Origin of the sequence: Streptomyces sp. CB01249 (assembly GCF_001905735.1) — a bacterium.
Classification (GTDB): Bacteria; Actinomycetota; Actinomycetes; order Streptomycetales; family Streptomycetaceae; genus Streptomyces.
Map to the genome: position 1 here is coordinate 423,459 of NZ_LISW01000004.1, position 14,368 is coordinate 437,826.

General features: G+C 72.8%; 13 protein-coding genes. 10 read left to right on the forward strand and 3 right to left on the reverse strand.

What is annotated here, in order from left to right; all coding sequences use genetic code 11:
* Window positions 1-25: 25 nt before the first annotated feature.
* The 8 genes from AMK18_RS21570 to AMK18_RS21605 all read left to right on the forward strand — a co-directional run bounded on the left by AMK18_RS21570 (window position 26) and on the right by AMK18_RS21605 (window position 8,639).
* Entirely contained in the window at window positions 26-1,546 is a 1,521-nt protein-coding gene (locus AMK18_RS21570) for an MFS transporter (protein ID WP_073863992.1), read from the forward strand.
* A gap of 92 nt (window positions 1,547-1,638) precedes the next feature.
* Window positions 1,639-2,052: a DUF3151 domain-containing protein gene (locus AMK18_RS21575; protein WP_018102096.1), complete on the forward strand. Its 414-nt coding sequence runs from the start codon at window positions 1,639-1,641 to the stop codon at window positions 2,050-2,052.
* A 157-nt stretch (window positions 2,053-2,209) separates the two neighbouring features.
* Window positions 2,210-3,058 (forward strand): tryptophan 2,3-dioxygenase family protein, encoded by an 849-nt coding sequence (locus AMK18_RS21580; RefSeq protein WP_073863994.1) that lies wholly within the window; start codon window positions 2,210-2,212, stop codon window positions 3,056-3,058.
* Window positions 3,051-4,247 (forward strand): kynureninase, encoded by a 1,197-nt coding sequence (kynU, locus tag AMK18_RS21585; RefSeq protein ID WP_073863996.1) that lies wholly within the window; start codon window positions 3,051-3,053, stop codon window positions 4,245-4,247. The genes AMK18_RS21580 and kynU overlap by 8 nt, the downstream gene beginning before the upstream one ends.
* A gap of 186 nt (window positions 4,248-4,433) precedes the next feature.
* Window positions 4,434-5,309: an alpha/beta hydrolase family protein gene (locus tag AMK18_RS21590; protein ID WP_073863998.1), complete on the forward strand. Its 876-nt coding sequence runs from the start codon at window positions 4,434-4,436 to the stop codon at window positions 5,307-5,309.
* Between the two features lie 146 nt (window positions 5,310-5,455).
* Window positions 5,456-6,715: a histidine kinase gene (locus AMK18_RS21595; protein ID WP_079199332.1), complete on the forward strand. Its 1,260-nt coding sequence runs from the start codon at window positions 5,456-5,458 to the stop codon at window positions 6,713-6,715.
* Complete coding sequence (locus tag AMK18_RS21600; protein WP_018102101.1) at window positions 6,712-7,392, forward strand: response regulator; 681 nt, start codon at window positions 6,712-6,714, stop codon at window positions 7,390-7,392. Before AMK18_RS21595 ends, AMK18_RS21600 begins: the two co-directional genes overlap by 4 nt.
* 23 nt (window positions 7,393-7,415) lie before the next feature.
* A complete protein-coding gene (locus AMK18_RS21605; RefSeq protein WP_073864000.1) occupies window positions 7,416-8,639 on the forward strand; it encodes a cytochrome P450 in 1,224 nt (407 codons plus the stop codon).
* Between the two features lie 42 nt (window positions 8,640-8,681).
* On the opposite strand, the gene AMK18_RS21610 is transcribed toward AMK18_RS21605, so the two are convergent.
* The gene (locus AMK18_RS21610) at window positions 8,682-10,307 is read right to left on the reverse strand and encodes an ABC transporter permease (RefSeq protein WP_073864002.1); all 1,626 of its coding nucleotides are present in this window, start codon (window positions 10,305-10,307) and stop codon (window positions 8,682-8,684) included.
* On the reverse strand, window positions 10,304-11,218 hold the full coding sequence (locus tag AMK18_RS21615; RefSeq protein ID WP_073864003.1) for an ABC transporter ATP-binding protein: 915 nt from the start codon (window positions 11,216-11,218) through the stop codon (window positions 10,304-10,306). The genes AMK18_RS21610 and AMK18_RS21615 overlap by 4 nt, the downstream gene beginning before the upstream one ends.
* 99 nt (window positions 11,219-11,317) lie before the next feature.
* Between AMK18_RS21615 and AMK18_RS21620 the strand changes: the two genes are divergently transcribed.
* Complete coding sequence (locus tag AMK18_RS21620; protein WP_073864005.1) at window positions 11,318-11,872, forward strand: GbsR/MarR family transcriptional regulator; 555 nt, start codon at window positions 11,318-11,320, stop codon at window positions 11,870-11,872.
* 13 nt (window positions 11,873-11,885) lie between these two features.
* On the opposite strand, the gene AMK18_RS21625 is transcribed toward AMK18_RS21620, so the two are convergent.
* Window positions 11,886-12,737, reverse strand: coding sequence for a diacylglycerol kinase (locus AMK18_RS21625; protein ID WP_073864006.1), 852 nt, complete (start codon window positions 12,735-12,737; stop codon window positions 11,886-11,888).
* A 186-nt stretch (window positions 12,738-12,923) separates the two neighbouring features.
* On the opposite strand from AMK18_RS21625, the gene AMK18_RS21630 reads away from it, so the two are divergent.
* Window positions 12,924-14,207: an adenylosuccinate synthase gene (locus AMK18_RS21630; RefSeq protein ID WP_026171388.1), complete on the forward strand. Its 1,284-nt coding sequence runs from the start codon at window positions 12,924-12,926 to the stop codon at window positions 14,205-14,207.
* Window positions 14,208-14,368 lie beyond the last annotated feature (161 nt).

Below are 14,368 nucleotides of genomic sequence, written 5' to 3' on the forward strand. Positions count from 1 at the left end.
GCCGGGGGCCGACGATGCTGAGGCCATGGAGAAGAGCGAGCCGGACGGGCCCGCGATCCGGGTGGCCTCCGCCGCCGGGCGCTGGGTCGTCCTGACGACGGTGCTCGGGTCGAGCATGGCCATGCTCGACTCCACCGTCATCAACGTCGCCCTGCCCCGCATCGGCGACGACCTGGGCACCGACCTGGCCGCGCTCCAGTGGACCGTCAACGCCTACATGCTGACCCTCGCGGGGCTGATCCTGCTCGGCGGGGCGCTAGGCGACCGCTACGGGCGCAGGCGGGTCTTCGTGGTCGGCGTCATCTGGTTCGCCGCCGCCTCGCTGGTCTGCGGGCTCGCGCCGAACGCCCCCGTGCTCATCGCCGCCCGTGCCCTCCAAGGCGTCGGCGGCGCGCTGCTGACGCCCGGCTCGCTGGCCCTGATCCAGGCGAGCTTCCATCCCGACGACCGGGCCCGCGCGGTCGGGCTGTGGTCCGGGTTCGGCGGGGTCGGCGCCGCCGTGGGGCCGTTCCTGGGTGGCTGGCTGGTCGACGGGCCGGGCTGGCGCTGGGCGTTCCTGCTCAACCTGCCGCTCGCCGCCGTCTGCGTGCCCGTCGCGCTGCGCCACGTACCGGAGTCCCGGGATCCGAACGCCGAGGGGCGCTTCGACGTCGCCGGAGCGGCCCTCGGCGCCCTCGCGCTCGCACTGGTGACGTACGCGCTGATCGCGGCGCCGGGGGAGGGCGCGTCCCCGGCCGTGATCGGGTCGGCGGTGGGCGGGGTGCTCCTCGGGGCCGCCTTCGTCCAGCTGGAGCGGCGGCGGGCTCATCCGATGCTGCCGCCGTCGGTGTTCGCGTCCCGGCAGTTCACCGCCGTCAACGTCGTCACCCTGTGCGTGTACGCGGCGCTGGGCGGCTACTTCTTCCTCTCCGCGATCCAGCTTCAGGTCGTCGCCGGCTACTCGGCACTGGGCGCCGGCACCGCGCTGCTGCCGACCACCCTCCTGATGCTGCTGTTCTCGGCCGCTTCGGGCGAGCTGGGCCAGCGCATCGGCCCGCGCATCCCGCTCACCGTCGGACCGCTGACGGCCGCCGCCGGCATGCTGCTGATGCTGCGCGTGGGGCCGGGCTCGAACTCCGTCACCGGGTACCTGACCGACGTACTGCCCGCCGTGGCCGTCCTCGGCGTCGGTCTCGTCACCGTCGTGGCCCCCCTCACCGCGACCGTCCTGGCCTCCGTCGACACGGGCCGGGCCGGGCTCGCCAGCGGCATCAACAACGCCGCCGCCCGCGCCGCCGGCCTCATCGCGGTGGCCGCGTTGCCGCTGCTCGCCGGCATGGGGCCGGAGGCGTACCGGGACGCCGGGGAGTTCGCCGCGACCTTCCGGCGGGCGATGCCGATGTGTGCCGGACTGCTGGTGCTGGGTGCGCTGATCGCCTGGGCGACCGTACGCACACCCGCGCCCGTGGACGACACCGCGCGGCCCGAGTGCGCGGTGCACTGCGGCGTCACGAGTCCGCCGCTGGAACCCGCACCGGAGGCCGCCCGTCCGGACACCACCGGCTGACGGGCGCGGGCTGTTCCCCGGCCGCACGGGCCGGGGGCCGGAATCGTGCCCACCGGGTCCTCGGCCGGTCCCGTGCCAGGCACACTGGGAGCATGTCGATCCACGAGAACCTGCTCGGGGGCCCGCCCCCGACCCACCTGCCCGACGACCCGGAGCCGCGCGAACTGCTCGCCGCCGGCACCGCGCCCGCCGATGTCGCCGCGAAGTACCCGACCTCCTCGCTGGCCTGGGCGCAGCTCGCCGACGAGGCGTTCGAGGGCGGCCGGGTCGTCGAGTCGTACGCCTACGCCCGCACCGGCTACCACCGCGGCCTCGACGCGCTGCGCCGCGCCGGCTGGAAGGGCCACGGCCCCGTGCCGTTCGAGCACGAGCCGAACCGCGGCTTCCTCCGCGCCCTGCACGCCCTCGCCCGGGCCGCGCAGGCCATCGGCGAGCAGGAGGAGTACGAGCGCTGCTCGTCGTTCCTGCGCGACTCCTCGCCGACCGCCGCCGAGACCCTCGGCTAGCAGACGCCCTACCGCAGGCCCCGCAGCTCCGCATCCGCGACTGCGGGGCCTGCGCGTGTCCGGAGCAGGCGTTTAGTATGCGAACAGGGGACCGGGGCTCCACTTCCGAGGGGAAGGGGCGGACCGCTACCCGGAAGCTCGTGTCGAGGAGACAGCGATGTCGACGATTCACCCCGACCCCGAAGCCACCGGTGCGGCGACCCCGCACCTCGACTTCGCGGGCACGACTCCGTACGAGGACTATGTCCAGGCGGATGTCCTGACCCACCTCCAGCACCTCCGCTCGGACGATCCCGGCGAGATGGTCTTCCTGGTCACCACCCAGGTCATGGAGCTGTGGTTCACCGTCATCGTCCATGAGTGGGAGACCGCCGCGCACGCGATGCGCGAGGACCGCCTGGACGTCGCGCAGGACGCGCTGAAGCGGTCGCTGCGGGAGCTGGAGGCCCTGAACGCCTCCTGGACGCCGCTCGCCCAGCTCACCCCCGCCCAGTTCAACTCCTACCGTTCCTCGCTCGGCGAGGGTTCCGGTTTCCAGTCGGCGATGTACCGGCGGATGGAGTTCCTGCTCGGCGACAAGTCCGCGTCCATGCTGGTGCCGCACCGGGGCGCGCCCCGGGTCCACGCGGAGCTGGAGAAGGCCCTCGCGGAGCCCGGCCTGTACGACGAGGCCCTGGCCCTGCTCGCCCGGCGCGGGCACGCGATCCCGGAGTCCGTGCTCGGCCGGGACCTGACCCGGAAGTACGAACCGTCGCCCGAGGTCGAAGCCGTCTGGGCGGAGATCTACGCCAACCCGGACCAGAACGACGAGCTGGTCCGCCTCGGCGAGGTGCTCACCGATGTGGGCGAACTGGTGTGGCGATGGCGCAACGACCATCTCCTCGCGACCCGGCGGGCCATGGGCTCCAAGACCGGAACCGGCGGCTCGGCGGGCGTGGCCTGGCTGGAGAAGCGCGCCACGAAGAACGTGTTCCCCGAGCTCTGGACGGCCCGCAGCCATGTCTGACCTGCAGGAGCGCGCACAGGCGCTCGACACCGAGGACGCCCTCGCACCGCTGCGCGAGCTGTTCACCCTGGACGACACCGTCTACCTGGACGGCAACTCGCTCGGCGCGCTGCCCCGCCACGTGCCCGCCCGGGTGCAGGAGGTCCTTACCCGCGAGTGGGGCGAGCTGCGCATCCGGTCCTGGGGCGAGAGCGGCTGGTGGACGGCGCCGGAACGGATCGGTGACCGCATCGCCCCGATCGTCGGCGCGGCGGCCGGGCAGATCGTCGTCGGGGACTCGACCAGCGTGAACGTCTTCAAGGCCCTCGTCGCCGCGACCCGGCTGGCGCCGGAGGGCCGCGACGAGATCCTGGTCGACGCGCAGACGTTCCCCACCGACGGCTACATCGCCGCTTCGGCGGCCCGGATGACCGGTCACCGGATCGTCCCGGTCGCTCCCGCGGACGTGCCGGACGCGCTCGGTCCGCGGACCGCCGCCGTGCTGCTCAACCACGTCGACTACCGCTCGGGCCGGCTGCACGACCTGCCGGGGCTGACCGCCGCGGTGCGGGCCGCGGGCGCGATCGCCGTCTGGGACCTGTGCCACAGCGCGGGCGCGCTCCCCGTCGGCCTGGACGAGCACGGTGTGGACCTGGCCGTCGGCTGCACGTACAAGTACCTCAACGGCGGCCCCGGTTCGCCCGCCTACCTGTACGTCGCCGAGCGCCACCAGGCGTCCTTCGACTCGCCCCTGCCGGGGTGGACGTCGCACGCCGACCCGTTCGCGATGACGCCCGGCTACACCCCGGCGGACGGCGCGGTCCGGGGCCGGGTCGGCACGCCGGACATCCTGTCCATGCTGGCCCTGGAGGCGTCCCTCGACGTCTGGGACGGGGTCGGGATCGAGGCGGTCCGGGCCAAGTCCCTGGCCCTGACGGACTTCTTCCTGGAGTGCGTCGAGGCGTACGCCCCCGAGGGGCGGGTCACCTCCGTCACCCCGGCCGCCCACGCGGAACGGGGCAGCCAGGTCGCGCTGCGGTGCGACGACGCCGAGCCCGTGATGGCCGAGCTGATCGCGCGCGGTGTCGTCGGGGACCTGCGCCGTCCCGATGTGCTGCGGTTCGGTTTCACACCGCTGTACGTGGGGTTCGCGGACGCGGAACGCGCGGCGCGGGTGCTCGCGGAGGTTCTGGGCGCTCCGGCGGCGTAGGCTGCCGCATCCGTCCGGTGACCGGCTCGCCCCGGTCACCGGACGGCGCCGTGCGGGTGCTCGCGCGGGACGGGTCCGGCGCGGTGTGCGGGCTGCCGATTCCCGGTGGGCGGGGTGGTCCGCCGTACTGGTACCGTCCCCGCAGGTCAGGCCAGTTGGGCCGGACGACAGGGAGGGTGGAGCAGGATGTCGGATTCCGCCGCGCGCGAGCGGGACGCCGCCGAGACCGAGTCTGCCTTCTCGCATCCGGCCGTCGCCCCCGACGCGTCCGCCGCCTACGGCAGCCACCCCGACCAGGTCATCGACTTCTACGCCCCGCGCGGGGGCCGCACCGGTGCGCCGGTCGTGGTCGTGCTGCACGGGGGCGCGTGGCGGGCTCCGTACGACCGGGCGCACGTGTCGCCGTTCGCGGACTTCCTGGCCCGGCACGGATTCGCCGTGGCCAGTGTGGAGTACCGGCGCGGCAGCGAGCTTCCGCAGCAGCGCGGGACCGGACCGGTCGCCGGGCGCTGGCCGGAGACCTTCGACGACGTCGCCGCCGCGATGGACGCGCTGCCGGAGCTGCTGGCGCGGGAGCTGCCCGCGGCGGACGTCCGCCGGATCGTCGTCACGGGGCACTCGGCGGGCGGACAGCTGGCGCTGTGGGCCGCCGCCCGGCACGTACTGCCGGAGGGGTCGCCGTGGCGGCTCCCTAGGCCGCCCGCGCTGCGGGGCGTGGTGGCGCTGGCACCGATCGCGGACTTCGGCTCGGCGGTCGCGCTCGACGTGTGCTCGGGGGCGATCGGCCAGCTCCTGGGGGCCGCGGAGGACTTCGCCGAGCGGAGCGCGCACGCCGATCCGTCCCGGTTGCTGCCCACAGGCATCGCGACCGCGGTCGTCCAGGGCACGACGGACCTCACGGTCCCGGCGGCCGTCTCCGAGGCGTTCGTGGACGCGGCGGCGAAGGAGGGCGAGACGGTGGGGCTGACCCTGCTGCCGGACGTCGGCCACTTCCCGCTGATCGACCCGGCCGCCGACGCGTGCGCGGTGGTCGCGGAGGAGATCGCCCAGCTCGCCTGGTAGACGTGTGGTGGCGGGCGCGTAGTACTTGCGACGGACGGCCGGGAATCCGCAACACTGCTGACGACCCGGCCCGTCGCCCCGCCTACCGTGGAGGCGTGACCGAGACCAAGACCAGAAGCCCCGAGCTACGGCTCGCCGCGCGTGCGATGGACGACCTCTGGGAAGACCTCTTCGAGGACGCCTTCGCCTACCGGCCGATGTCAGCGATGCGTACGGACGGGGCCCTGACCAGGCGGTTGCCGCGCCGCCTCGCGGCGCGGGCCGCGTGGCTCCCGCACGCGGCGGTGCTGGGCGTCGCGCTGATCATCTTCATGGCGGGGTTCGCCGTCACCGGCAACGCCGGCGTCCTGCTGGCCGGGCTGCTGCCCGCGGCCTGTGTGGCGATGACGCTGATCAGGCCGGTCGGGGCGTTCTGGATGTCGATGGTCCTGATGCCGGTGAGCGTGGTGGTGGGCGGCTACGAACCGTGGTCGGCCACCGTCTTCGTCTGCCACCTGGTGGTGCTGTTCGTGGTCGCGGCCAGGACCCGGCCGCGCACCGCCGCCTGGATGTGGGTGCTCACGCTGCTGCTGGGCCTCGTCGTGGAGGGCGTCGTCACCGGCGGGGCCGGTGGGCCGAACACCGCGGGCATGGCGGTGGTCTCGGCGTTCGCGCTGCTCGTGGTGAGCATGGTCCAGGTCCGGCGGGAGGCGCAGCGCGAGGTCACAGTGCAGCGCACCGTCACCGCCGTCGAGCGCGACCGGCGCACGCTGCTGGAGGAGCGCAGCACGATCGCCCGGGAGCTCCACGACGTGGTCGCTCACCACATGTCCGTCGTCGCCATCCAGGCCGAGGCCGCCCCGTACCGGGTGGAGAACCCGCCGCCGGAGCTGGAGCAGGCCTTCGTCACGATCCGGGAGAACGCCGTGGCCGCGCTCACCGAACTGCGCCGGGTGCTCGGCGTCGTCCGGGCCGACGACTACGAGGCACCGGACGCGCCGCAGCCCACCCTCGCCGACCTCGACCGGCTGCTCACCAACGTCGGGGACGCGGGCCTGGTGACGGAGAAGGCGGTGACCGGGGCGGTCCGCGAACTGCCCCAAGGCGTCGAGCTGTCGGCGTACCGGATCATCCAGGAGGCGCTCAGCAACAGCCTGCGGCACGCCCCGGGTGCCACGGCCAGGGTCGAGATCGGCTACGTCCTCGGCGGGCTCGGCCTGCGCGTGGTCAACGGACCGCCCACCGCTCCGGTGAAGCCGTCGCCGGGGGCCGGGCACGGGATCACCGGGATGCGGGAGCGCGTCGCGATGCTGAACGGCGAGATGACCGCCGAGCCCACCGAGGAGGGCGGCTACGAGGTCACGGCCTTCATCCCGGCCCAGCAGACGGCGCCCGGTGCGACCGGCGCCCTCAAGGAGCAGGCATGACGACGCAGCCCGCCGCCCCGCCGATCCGGGTCCTGATCGTGGACGACCAGATGATGGTCCGCGAGGGCTTCTCGGTCCTGCTCAACGCCATGCCGGGCATCGAGGTCGTCGGCGAGGCGGTAAACGGCCGCGAGGCCGTCTCCCAGGTCACCGCGCTCCGCCCCGACGTGGTGCTGATGGACATCCGCATGCCGGAGCTCAACGGCATCGAGGCGACCCGCGAGATCGTCGCCGCGGACGCGGATGCGAAGGTCCTGGTCCTCACCACCTTCGACCTGGACGAATACGTCTACCAGGCCCTGCGCGCGGGGGCCTCCGGCTTCCTCCTCAAGGACGCCTCGGCCCGCCAGCTGGCCGACGGGGTACGGGTGGTCGCCTCCGGAGAGGCGCTGCTGGCCCCCACCGTGACCCGGCGCCTGATCACCGAGTTCTCCAAGCTCGCCTCCGCTCCCCGCCCTCCGGCCCTGGCCCGGGTCGGCGACCTCACCGAGCGCGAGACCGAAGTGCTCGTCCTCATTGCCCAGGGCCTGTCGAACGCGGAGATCGCCGGACATCTCGTCGTCGCCGAGTCGACCATCAAGACCCATGTGAGCCGCATCCTGGTCAAACTCGGCCTCCGCGACCGCACCCAGGCCGCCGTCTTCGCCTACGAGGCCCGCTTGGTCACCCCTTCCTGAGCACCGTGGTCTAGCGTCGGCCCATGGACCAGCCCAGCACATCCCCCGCCCCGTTCGACCCCTGGTCGGCGGCGTTCGTCGCCGACCCGTACCCCGCCTACGCCGAGCTGCGGGCCACCGGCCGGGCGCACTACTTCGAGGCCACCGACCAATGGCTCGTCCCGCACTACGCCGACGTGTCCGCCCTGCTGCGGGACCGGCGGCTGGGGCGCACCTACCTCCACCGGTTCACGCACGAGGAGTTCGGCCGGACGCCGCCGCCCCCGGAGCACGAGCCGTTCGAGACGCTCAACGGACAAGGGCTGCTGGACCTCGAACCGCCGGACCACACCCGCATCCGACGCCTGGTGTCCAAGGCGTTCACCCCGCGCACCGTCGAACAACTCGTCCCCACGGTCCAGCGGTTGGCTGCCGGACTCGTGGACGACTTCGTGGAGCAGGGCGGGGGCGACCTGCTGGCGGCCGTCGCCGAGCCGCTGCCCGTCGCCGTGATCGCCGAGATGCTCGGTATCCCGGAGTCCGACCGGGCTCCCCTGCGGCCCTGGTCCGCGGCGATCTGCGGGATGTTCGAACTCAACCCGTCCGAGGACACCGCCCGCGCCGCCGTCCGCGCCTCCCTCGAATTCTCCGCGTATCTGCGCGAGCTGATCGCCGAGCGGCGCGCGCATCCGGGCACCGACCTCATTTCCGCCCTCGTCGCCGCCCACGACGAGGGCGAGCGGCTGACCGAGCAGGAGATGGTCTCCACCTGCGTCCTCCTCCTGAATGCCGGGCACGAGGCGACCGTCAACACCACGGTCAACGGCTGGTGGACGCTGCTGCGCCACCCCGAGCAACTGGCCGCCCTCCGCGCCGACCACGGGCTGCTGCCCACGGCGCTGGAGGAGCTGATGCGGTACGACACCCCCCTTCAGATGTTCGAGCGCTGGGTCCTGGACGACATCGAGATCGACGGCACCGTCATTCCGCGGGGCTCCGAGGTGGCCCTGCTCTTCGGCTCGGCCAACCGCGACCCCGCCCGCTTCGCGGCTCCGGACACCCTGGACCTCGCCCGGCGGGAGAACCCGCACATCACCTTCGGCGCCGGCATCCACTTCTGCCTGGGCGCCCCGCTCGCCCGGGTCGAACTGGCCGCCTCCTTCGGTGAGCTGCTGCGCAAGGCACCCGGCCTGCAACTGGCCGCCGAGCCCGAATGGAACCCGGGCTACGTCATCAGGGGCCTGAAGGAGCTGCGGGTCGAGGTGTGAGGCCGTGGGCGGGCGGCCCTCCCGTGCGCCGCCCGCCCCACCTCAGGTCACCAGGTCCCGGCGGCGCAACGCCGCCAGGGCCGCGGCCACCAGAACCGCCGACAGCGCGGTGAGGAGCGTCACCGGCCCCCACTCCATCCCCGCCCCCGGCAGCTTCGGCAGGTGCGTGAACGGCGACGCGTCCATCACCGGCTGCGGCAGGTCCAGGGCGGGCCCGATCCAGCCGAGCGCCAGGCAGAGCCCCACCACCCCCCAGCTCGCCGGGGCCGCCTTCGGTATCGCCCCGTGGAGCAGGGCCGTGATCCCGCCGAGCAGCCAGACGGCGGGCAGCTGCACCAGACAGGCGCCGAGCACGGCCGGAAGCGCGTGACCGTATCCCGCCGCCAGGCCGAGACCGCCGACCGCCATGATCAGGGCCGCCCCGCCGAAGGCGATGAGCAGATGGCCCCCCGCCCAGCGGAGCCGGCCGACCGCCCCCGCGAGCACCGGCTCCGCGCGGCCGGCGGTCTCCTCCCCGTGCAGCCGGAGCACCGACGCGGCGATGTACAGAGCGGCGACCGTGCCGAGCACGGAGACCATCGAGGCGAGGAACGCGTCGGTGAGACCGGACTGCCCGCCCATCCGCTCGAAGATCTCGCGGGCCTTCTCGTTGTCCCCGACCAGGTCCGCCGCCCCGCCGGCCAGTCCGCCGAAGACGAAGCCGACCACGGCGAAGGACACCGCCCACCCCAGGAGCGCACCGCGTTGCAGCCGTATCGCGAGGCCCCAGGCGGTGGACGTCCGGCCCCGCGCAGGCCCCGGACGCGCCGCCAGGAAGCTCATGCCGACGTCCCGGCGCCCGGTCAGCGCGTACGCCACGAGGCACTGCACCACCACCGCGCCCGCGATCAGGAGCAGCACCCACCAGCGCTCGTCCGCGTACGGCCGGACGTTCTCCGCCCAGCCGAGCGGGGAGAGCCAGGTGAGGAGGGACGAGCGGTCGTCCGTGGCCGAGTCGCCCGCCGCCTTCAGGACGAACGCGGCACCCACCACCGCCGCCGTCACCCCCTTCGCGAGGCGGCCGCTCTCGGTGAACTGCGCGGTGATCGCAGCGGTGCAGGCGAACAGGACACCGACTCCGGCGACGGCCGTCGCGAGCGCCACCGCCCCCGCGCCCCCCGCGCCCGAGCCGGCCATTCCGACGGTGATCACCAGGGCCAGACCGGCATTGGCGATCAGCGCCGCGAGCAGTGCGGCCGTGAGCGGGGCGCGACGCCCGACCACCGCCGAGGAAAGCATCTCCTGACGACCCGTCTCCTCTTCCTCCCGGGTGTGGCGCACGACGACGACCAGGCTCATCACCGCTGCCAGCGCCGCACCGAAGGCGAGCATGCGCCAGCTGACGAGCCCTCCGACGGAGTCGCCGAACACGGGCCCGTACATTGCCCGCACGGAGCTGTTGGCGTTCATCGACGCGGCGAGCTCGGCCCGTTGGGACGGCGTCTCGTAGAGCGAGGAGATGGACGTACCGACGGAGGAGAAGGAGCCGCCGAGGACGAGTACCCAGACGGGGATGACGATGCGGTCGCGTCGCAGGGCGAGTCGCAGCAGGGCACCGGTCCCGGTGAGCGAGCCGGTGGACGCGCGGCGCCGCACACCCGCCTTCGTCGCGAGGGGCACGGCGGTCATCGCGCCACCACCCCCGACGGCTGCTGCGCGTCCGCCGTGTAGTGGCGGAGGAACAGTTCCTCCAGCGTGGGCGGGGTGCACGTCAGCGAGCGGACGCCGGACGCGGACAGGGACGTGAGGACGGCGTCCAGCCGGTCCGTGTCCACCTGGAGCGAGACCCGCCGCCCTTCGACGTCGAGGTCATGGACCCCGGGGAGCCGTGTCAGGCCGTCCGGCTCGCGTATCAGCTCGGCGCTGATGTGTGTCCGCGTCAGATGACGCATGTCCGCGAGTGATCCGGTCTCCACCGTCCGGCCCTGGCGGATGATGCTGACCCGGTCGCAGAGCGATTCGACCTCGCTCAGGATGTGGCTGGAGAGCAGCACCGTCCGGCCGCGCTCACGCTCCTCGGCCACGCAGCTCTGGAAGACCTCCTCCATCAGCGGGTCGAGCCCGCTGGTCGGCTCGTCCAGGATCAGCAGGTCGACGTCCGACGCGAAGGCGGCGACCAGGGCCACCTTCTGCCGGTTGCCCTTGGAGTACGTCCGCCCCTTCTTCGTCGGGTCGAGCTCGAAGCGGTCCACGAGGTCCGCGCGCCGGCCCTCGTCGAGCCCGCCGCGCAGCCGTCCGTACAGGTCGATCACCTCGCCGCCGGAGAGGTTGCGCCACAGCGTGACGTCCCCGGGGACGTATGCCACGCGCCGGTGCAGCTCGACCGCGTCGCGCCAGGGGTCGCCGCCGAGCAGCTGGGCGGCGCCGGAGTCGGCTCTGAGCAGCCCCAGCAGGACCCGGATGGTGGTGGACTTCCCCGACCCGTTCGGACCGAGGAATCCGTGGACCTCACCGGTCTCGACGGCCAGGTCGAGCCCGTCCAGCGCCTGCGTCCGGCCGAACGATTTGCACAGTCCGGCCACGGTGATTGCCTTCGTCATGATTTTGAACGTACGCTACTTTCACAAAATTGTGAAGTTAAGGAACCATATAAACTCGAAGGAGTGACATGCAGTGGCGCACCGAGGAAGAGGAGCGGGATGAGCGGCGAATCCGCGGAGGAGAGTGCGGCCGAGGGCGCGGTCCGGGGCCCCGGGGACCGGGACGCCGAGGCCGTCGCGCGGTTTGTCGAGCGGTTTGCGTCCGAGATGACCGAGGCGGGGATGCAGCGCATGGCCTCGCGGGTCTTCGCCGCCCTGCTCGCGGACGACGACGCCTCGATGACCTCGGCGGAGCTCGCCCTGGCCCTGCAGATCAGCCCCGCCGCCGTATCCGGCGCGATCAACTACCTCACGCAGGTCAGCATGGTCGGCCGCGAGCGCGAACCGGGCTCGCGCCGCGACCGGTACCGCCTGCACAACGAGATCTGGTACACCACCTTCGCCAGCCGCGACCAGGTCCTCACCCGCTGGGAGCGCACGCTCAAGGAAGGCGCGCGCACGCTCGGCGAGCACACCCCGGCCGGCGCCCGGATCGCCGAGACGGCGGCGTTCTTCGAGTTCCTGCAGTCGGAGCTGGAGGGGCTGATGGGGCGCTGGGAGGAGCACCGCAAGGCCCTCGACCTGCCGACGGGCAGGTCCGGCGCGGGCGCCTGACCGCCCGCGCCCGCTACCCCGCCGGGAGCATCAGCCCCCAGGCCCCCGCCCGTACCGTCCACGTACGCGTCCGCACCGGCCCCGCGACCTGTATGTCCGCCCGGTAGCGGAAGTCCGCCCCCGAGACCGTGACGGCCTTGGCCTCCGTGGTGACCGGGGCGGTGTCCGGCGCGTCGATCGTCACGGCGGCCAGGCCGTCGTCGCCGCAGCCCGACGTCACCGTCACGGAGGCGACCGGGCGGTCGAGGTCGTTCAGCACGACGCCGTCGGCCTCCACGCGCAGCCGGTGCGTCGGCGGCACGGCGGCCGGTTCCGGAGGCGCGGGGCGCACCAGGGTGCGGACCAGGGAGCGGCAGGCGTCCCAGACGGAGGACACACCCGGCCGGTCGGCCGCGGTGCCGGGGGCTCCGTTCAGCGCGGGGATGCGCAGCGCGCCCAGGACCACGCCGTCGCTGTCGTCCACGAGGAGGTCGAGGCGGCGCACCGCCCCGTCCAGCGCCGTGCGCGCCGCCGCCACGGCGCCGTTCGGCACGCCGAGCGAGTGGGCGAGTTCCAGCGCGCCCGACGCGCCGACGGGGACGAGCGACAGCGCGCTCATGGCGGGCTCCCGCTCCCGGTGCAGCAGGGACACGGCGCGCCGCAGCGCGTGATCGTCGCCGATCACCACCGGGCGCCGGCCGCCCCGGCGGGACAGGGCCCGGGCGAATTCCCCGGGGCTGTCCGGGAGGCAGATCTTGGCGTGCGAGCCGGCGCTCAGCACGTCCTTCGCGATGCGGACGGACTCGCCGTCCGTCCGGCGGGCGACCGGATCGATCACCACCAGCAGGTGGGGCGCACCGTTACCGGGGGGCTGGGCAGCCGACACCTCGGTCCTTCCTCGGGTAGCATCTTGGTGCAAGAGCCCCTTGCGCTATTGCGCCAGGGGTTTCGTCTATTCCGGGGCACCCGGTTCGACGGTTCGGACTGTGCCGTACAACGACGTACGGCATGTACGGCGTTTTCGTACGCCCCCTGACCTTGGACATGCCCCGCCCGGAAGGGGTGTACGCCTGTGCCCGCACTTGTGCTGCTCGGTGCTCAGTGGGGTGACGAGGGCAAGGGAAAGGCCACCGACCTCCTCGGTGGATCCGTGGACTATGTGGTGCGCTACCAGGGCGGCAACAACGCCGGCCACACGGTGGTCGTCGGTGACCAGAAGTACGCACTGCATCTCCTCCCCTCCGGCATCCTGTCACCGGGATGTACCCCGGTCATCGGTAATGGTGTCGTCGTCGACCCGGCGGTCCTGCTCTCCGAGCTGAGTGGGCTGAACGACCGCGGCGTGGACACGTCGAAGCTGCTGATCAGCGGCAACGCTCATTTGATCACCCCGTACAACGTCACCGTCGACAAGGTGACGGAACGGTTCCTCGGGACGCGCAAGATCGGCACCACCGGCCGCGGCATCGGCCCGACGTACGCCGACAAGATCAACCGGGTCGGCATCCGCGTCCAGGACCTCTACGACGAGTCGATCCTGGAGCAGAAGGTCGAGGCGGCCCTGGAGCAGAAGAACCAGCTTCTGGCCAAGGTCTTCAACCGGCGCGCCATCGAGGCCGGCAAGGTCGTCGAGGACATGCTCCAGTACGCGGAGCAGCTCAGGCCCTACGTGGCCGACACGACGCTCGTCCTGAACAACGCCATCGACGAGGGCAAGGTCGTCCTGTTCGAGGGCGGCCAGGGCACGCTGCTCGACGTCGACCACGGCACGTACCCTTTCGTGACCTCCTCGAACCCGACCGCGGGCGGCGCCTGCACCGGTGCCGGGGTCGGTCCGACCAAGATCAGCCGGGTCATCGGCATCCTCAAGGCGTACACGACCCGTGTCGGCGCCGGTCCGTTCCCGACGGAGCTGCACGACGAGGACGGCGAGGCGCTGCGGCGGATCGGCGGCGAGCGCGGTGTCACCACCGGCCGTGACCGCCGGTGCGGCTGGTTCGACGCGGTCATCGCGCGGTACGCGACCCGGGTCAACGGCCTCACCGACTTCTTCCTCACCAAGCTGGACGTGCTGACCGGCTGGGAGCAGATCCCGGTGTGCGTCGCGTACGAGATCGACGGCAAGCGCGTCGAGGAGCTGCCGTACAGCCAGACCGACTTCCACCACGCGAAGCCGGTCTACGAGATGCTTCCGGGCTGGTCCGAGGACATCACCAAGGCGAAGACGTTCGCCGACCTGCCGAAGAACGCGCAGGCGTACGTGAAGGCGCTGGAGGAGATGTCCGGCGCCCCGATCTCCGCGATCGGCGTCGGCCCCGGCCGTACCGAGACCATCGAGATCAACTCGTTCCTGTAGTCGTACGGGAGCGCAGGAGGGCCGGGGCGGCGGATCAGCCCCGGCCCTCCGGCATGTGCGCGCCCAGCGGGGTCGTCTGGTCTAGACCTTGACAGGTTCAGACCAGCGACGGTTGGGTGCAGGGATGCCCGCACGGCCCGCCCGCCGAGGTGTGCGGCGCA

What these genes read in the sequence shown, in the direction of transcription:
- AMK18_RS21570 (WP_073863992.1), top strand. Translation starts at nt 26, where the DNA reads ATGGAGAAGAGCGAGCCGGACGGGCCCGCGATCCGGGTGGCCTCCGCC.
- AMK18_RS21575 (WP_018102096.1), top strand. Translation starts at nt 1,639, where the DNA reads ATGTCGATCCACGAGAACCTGCTCGGGGGCCCGCCCCCGACCCACCTG.
- AMK18_RS21580 (WP_073863994.1), top strand. Translation starts at nt 2,210, where the DNA reads ATGTCGACGATTCACCCCGACCCCGAAGCCACCGGTGCGGCGACCCCG.
- kynU (WP_073863996.1), top strand. Translation starts at nt 3,051, where the DNA reads ATGTCTGACCTGCAGGAGCGCGCACAGGCGCTCGACACCGAGGACGCC.
- AMK18_RS21590 (WP_073863998.1), top strand. Translation starts at nt 4,434, where the DNA reads ATGTCGGATTCCGCCGCGCGCGAGCGGGACGCCGCCGAGACCGAGTCT.
- AMK18_RS21595 (WP_079199332.1), top strand. Translation starts at nt 5,456, where the DNA reads ATGGACGACCTCTGGGAAGACCTCTTCGAGGACGCCTTCGCCTACCGG.
- AMK18_RS21600 (WP_018102101.1), top strand. Translation starts at nt 6,712, where the DNA reads ATGACGACGCAGCCCGCCGCCCCGCCGATCCGGGTCCTGATCGTGGAC.
- AMK18_RS21605 (WP_073864000.1), top strand. Translation starts at nt 7,416, where the DNA reads ATGGACCAGCCCAGCACATCCCCCGCCCCGTTCGACCCCTGGTCGGCG.
- AMK18_RS21610 (WP_073864002.1), bottom strand. Translation starts at nt 10,307, where the DNA reads ATGACCGCCGTGCCCCTCGCGACGAAGGCGGGTGTGCGGCGCCGCGCG.
- AMK18_RS21615 (WP_073864003.1), bottom strand. Translation starts at nt 11,218, where the DNA reads ATGACGAAGGCAATCACCGTGGCCGGACTGTGCAAATCGTTCGGCCGG.
- AMK18_RS21620 (WP_073864005.1), top strand. Translation starts at nt 11,318, where the DNA reads ATGAGCGGCGAATCCGCGGAGGAGAGTGCGGCCGAGGGCGCGGTCCGG.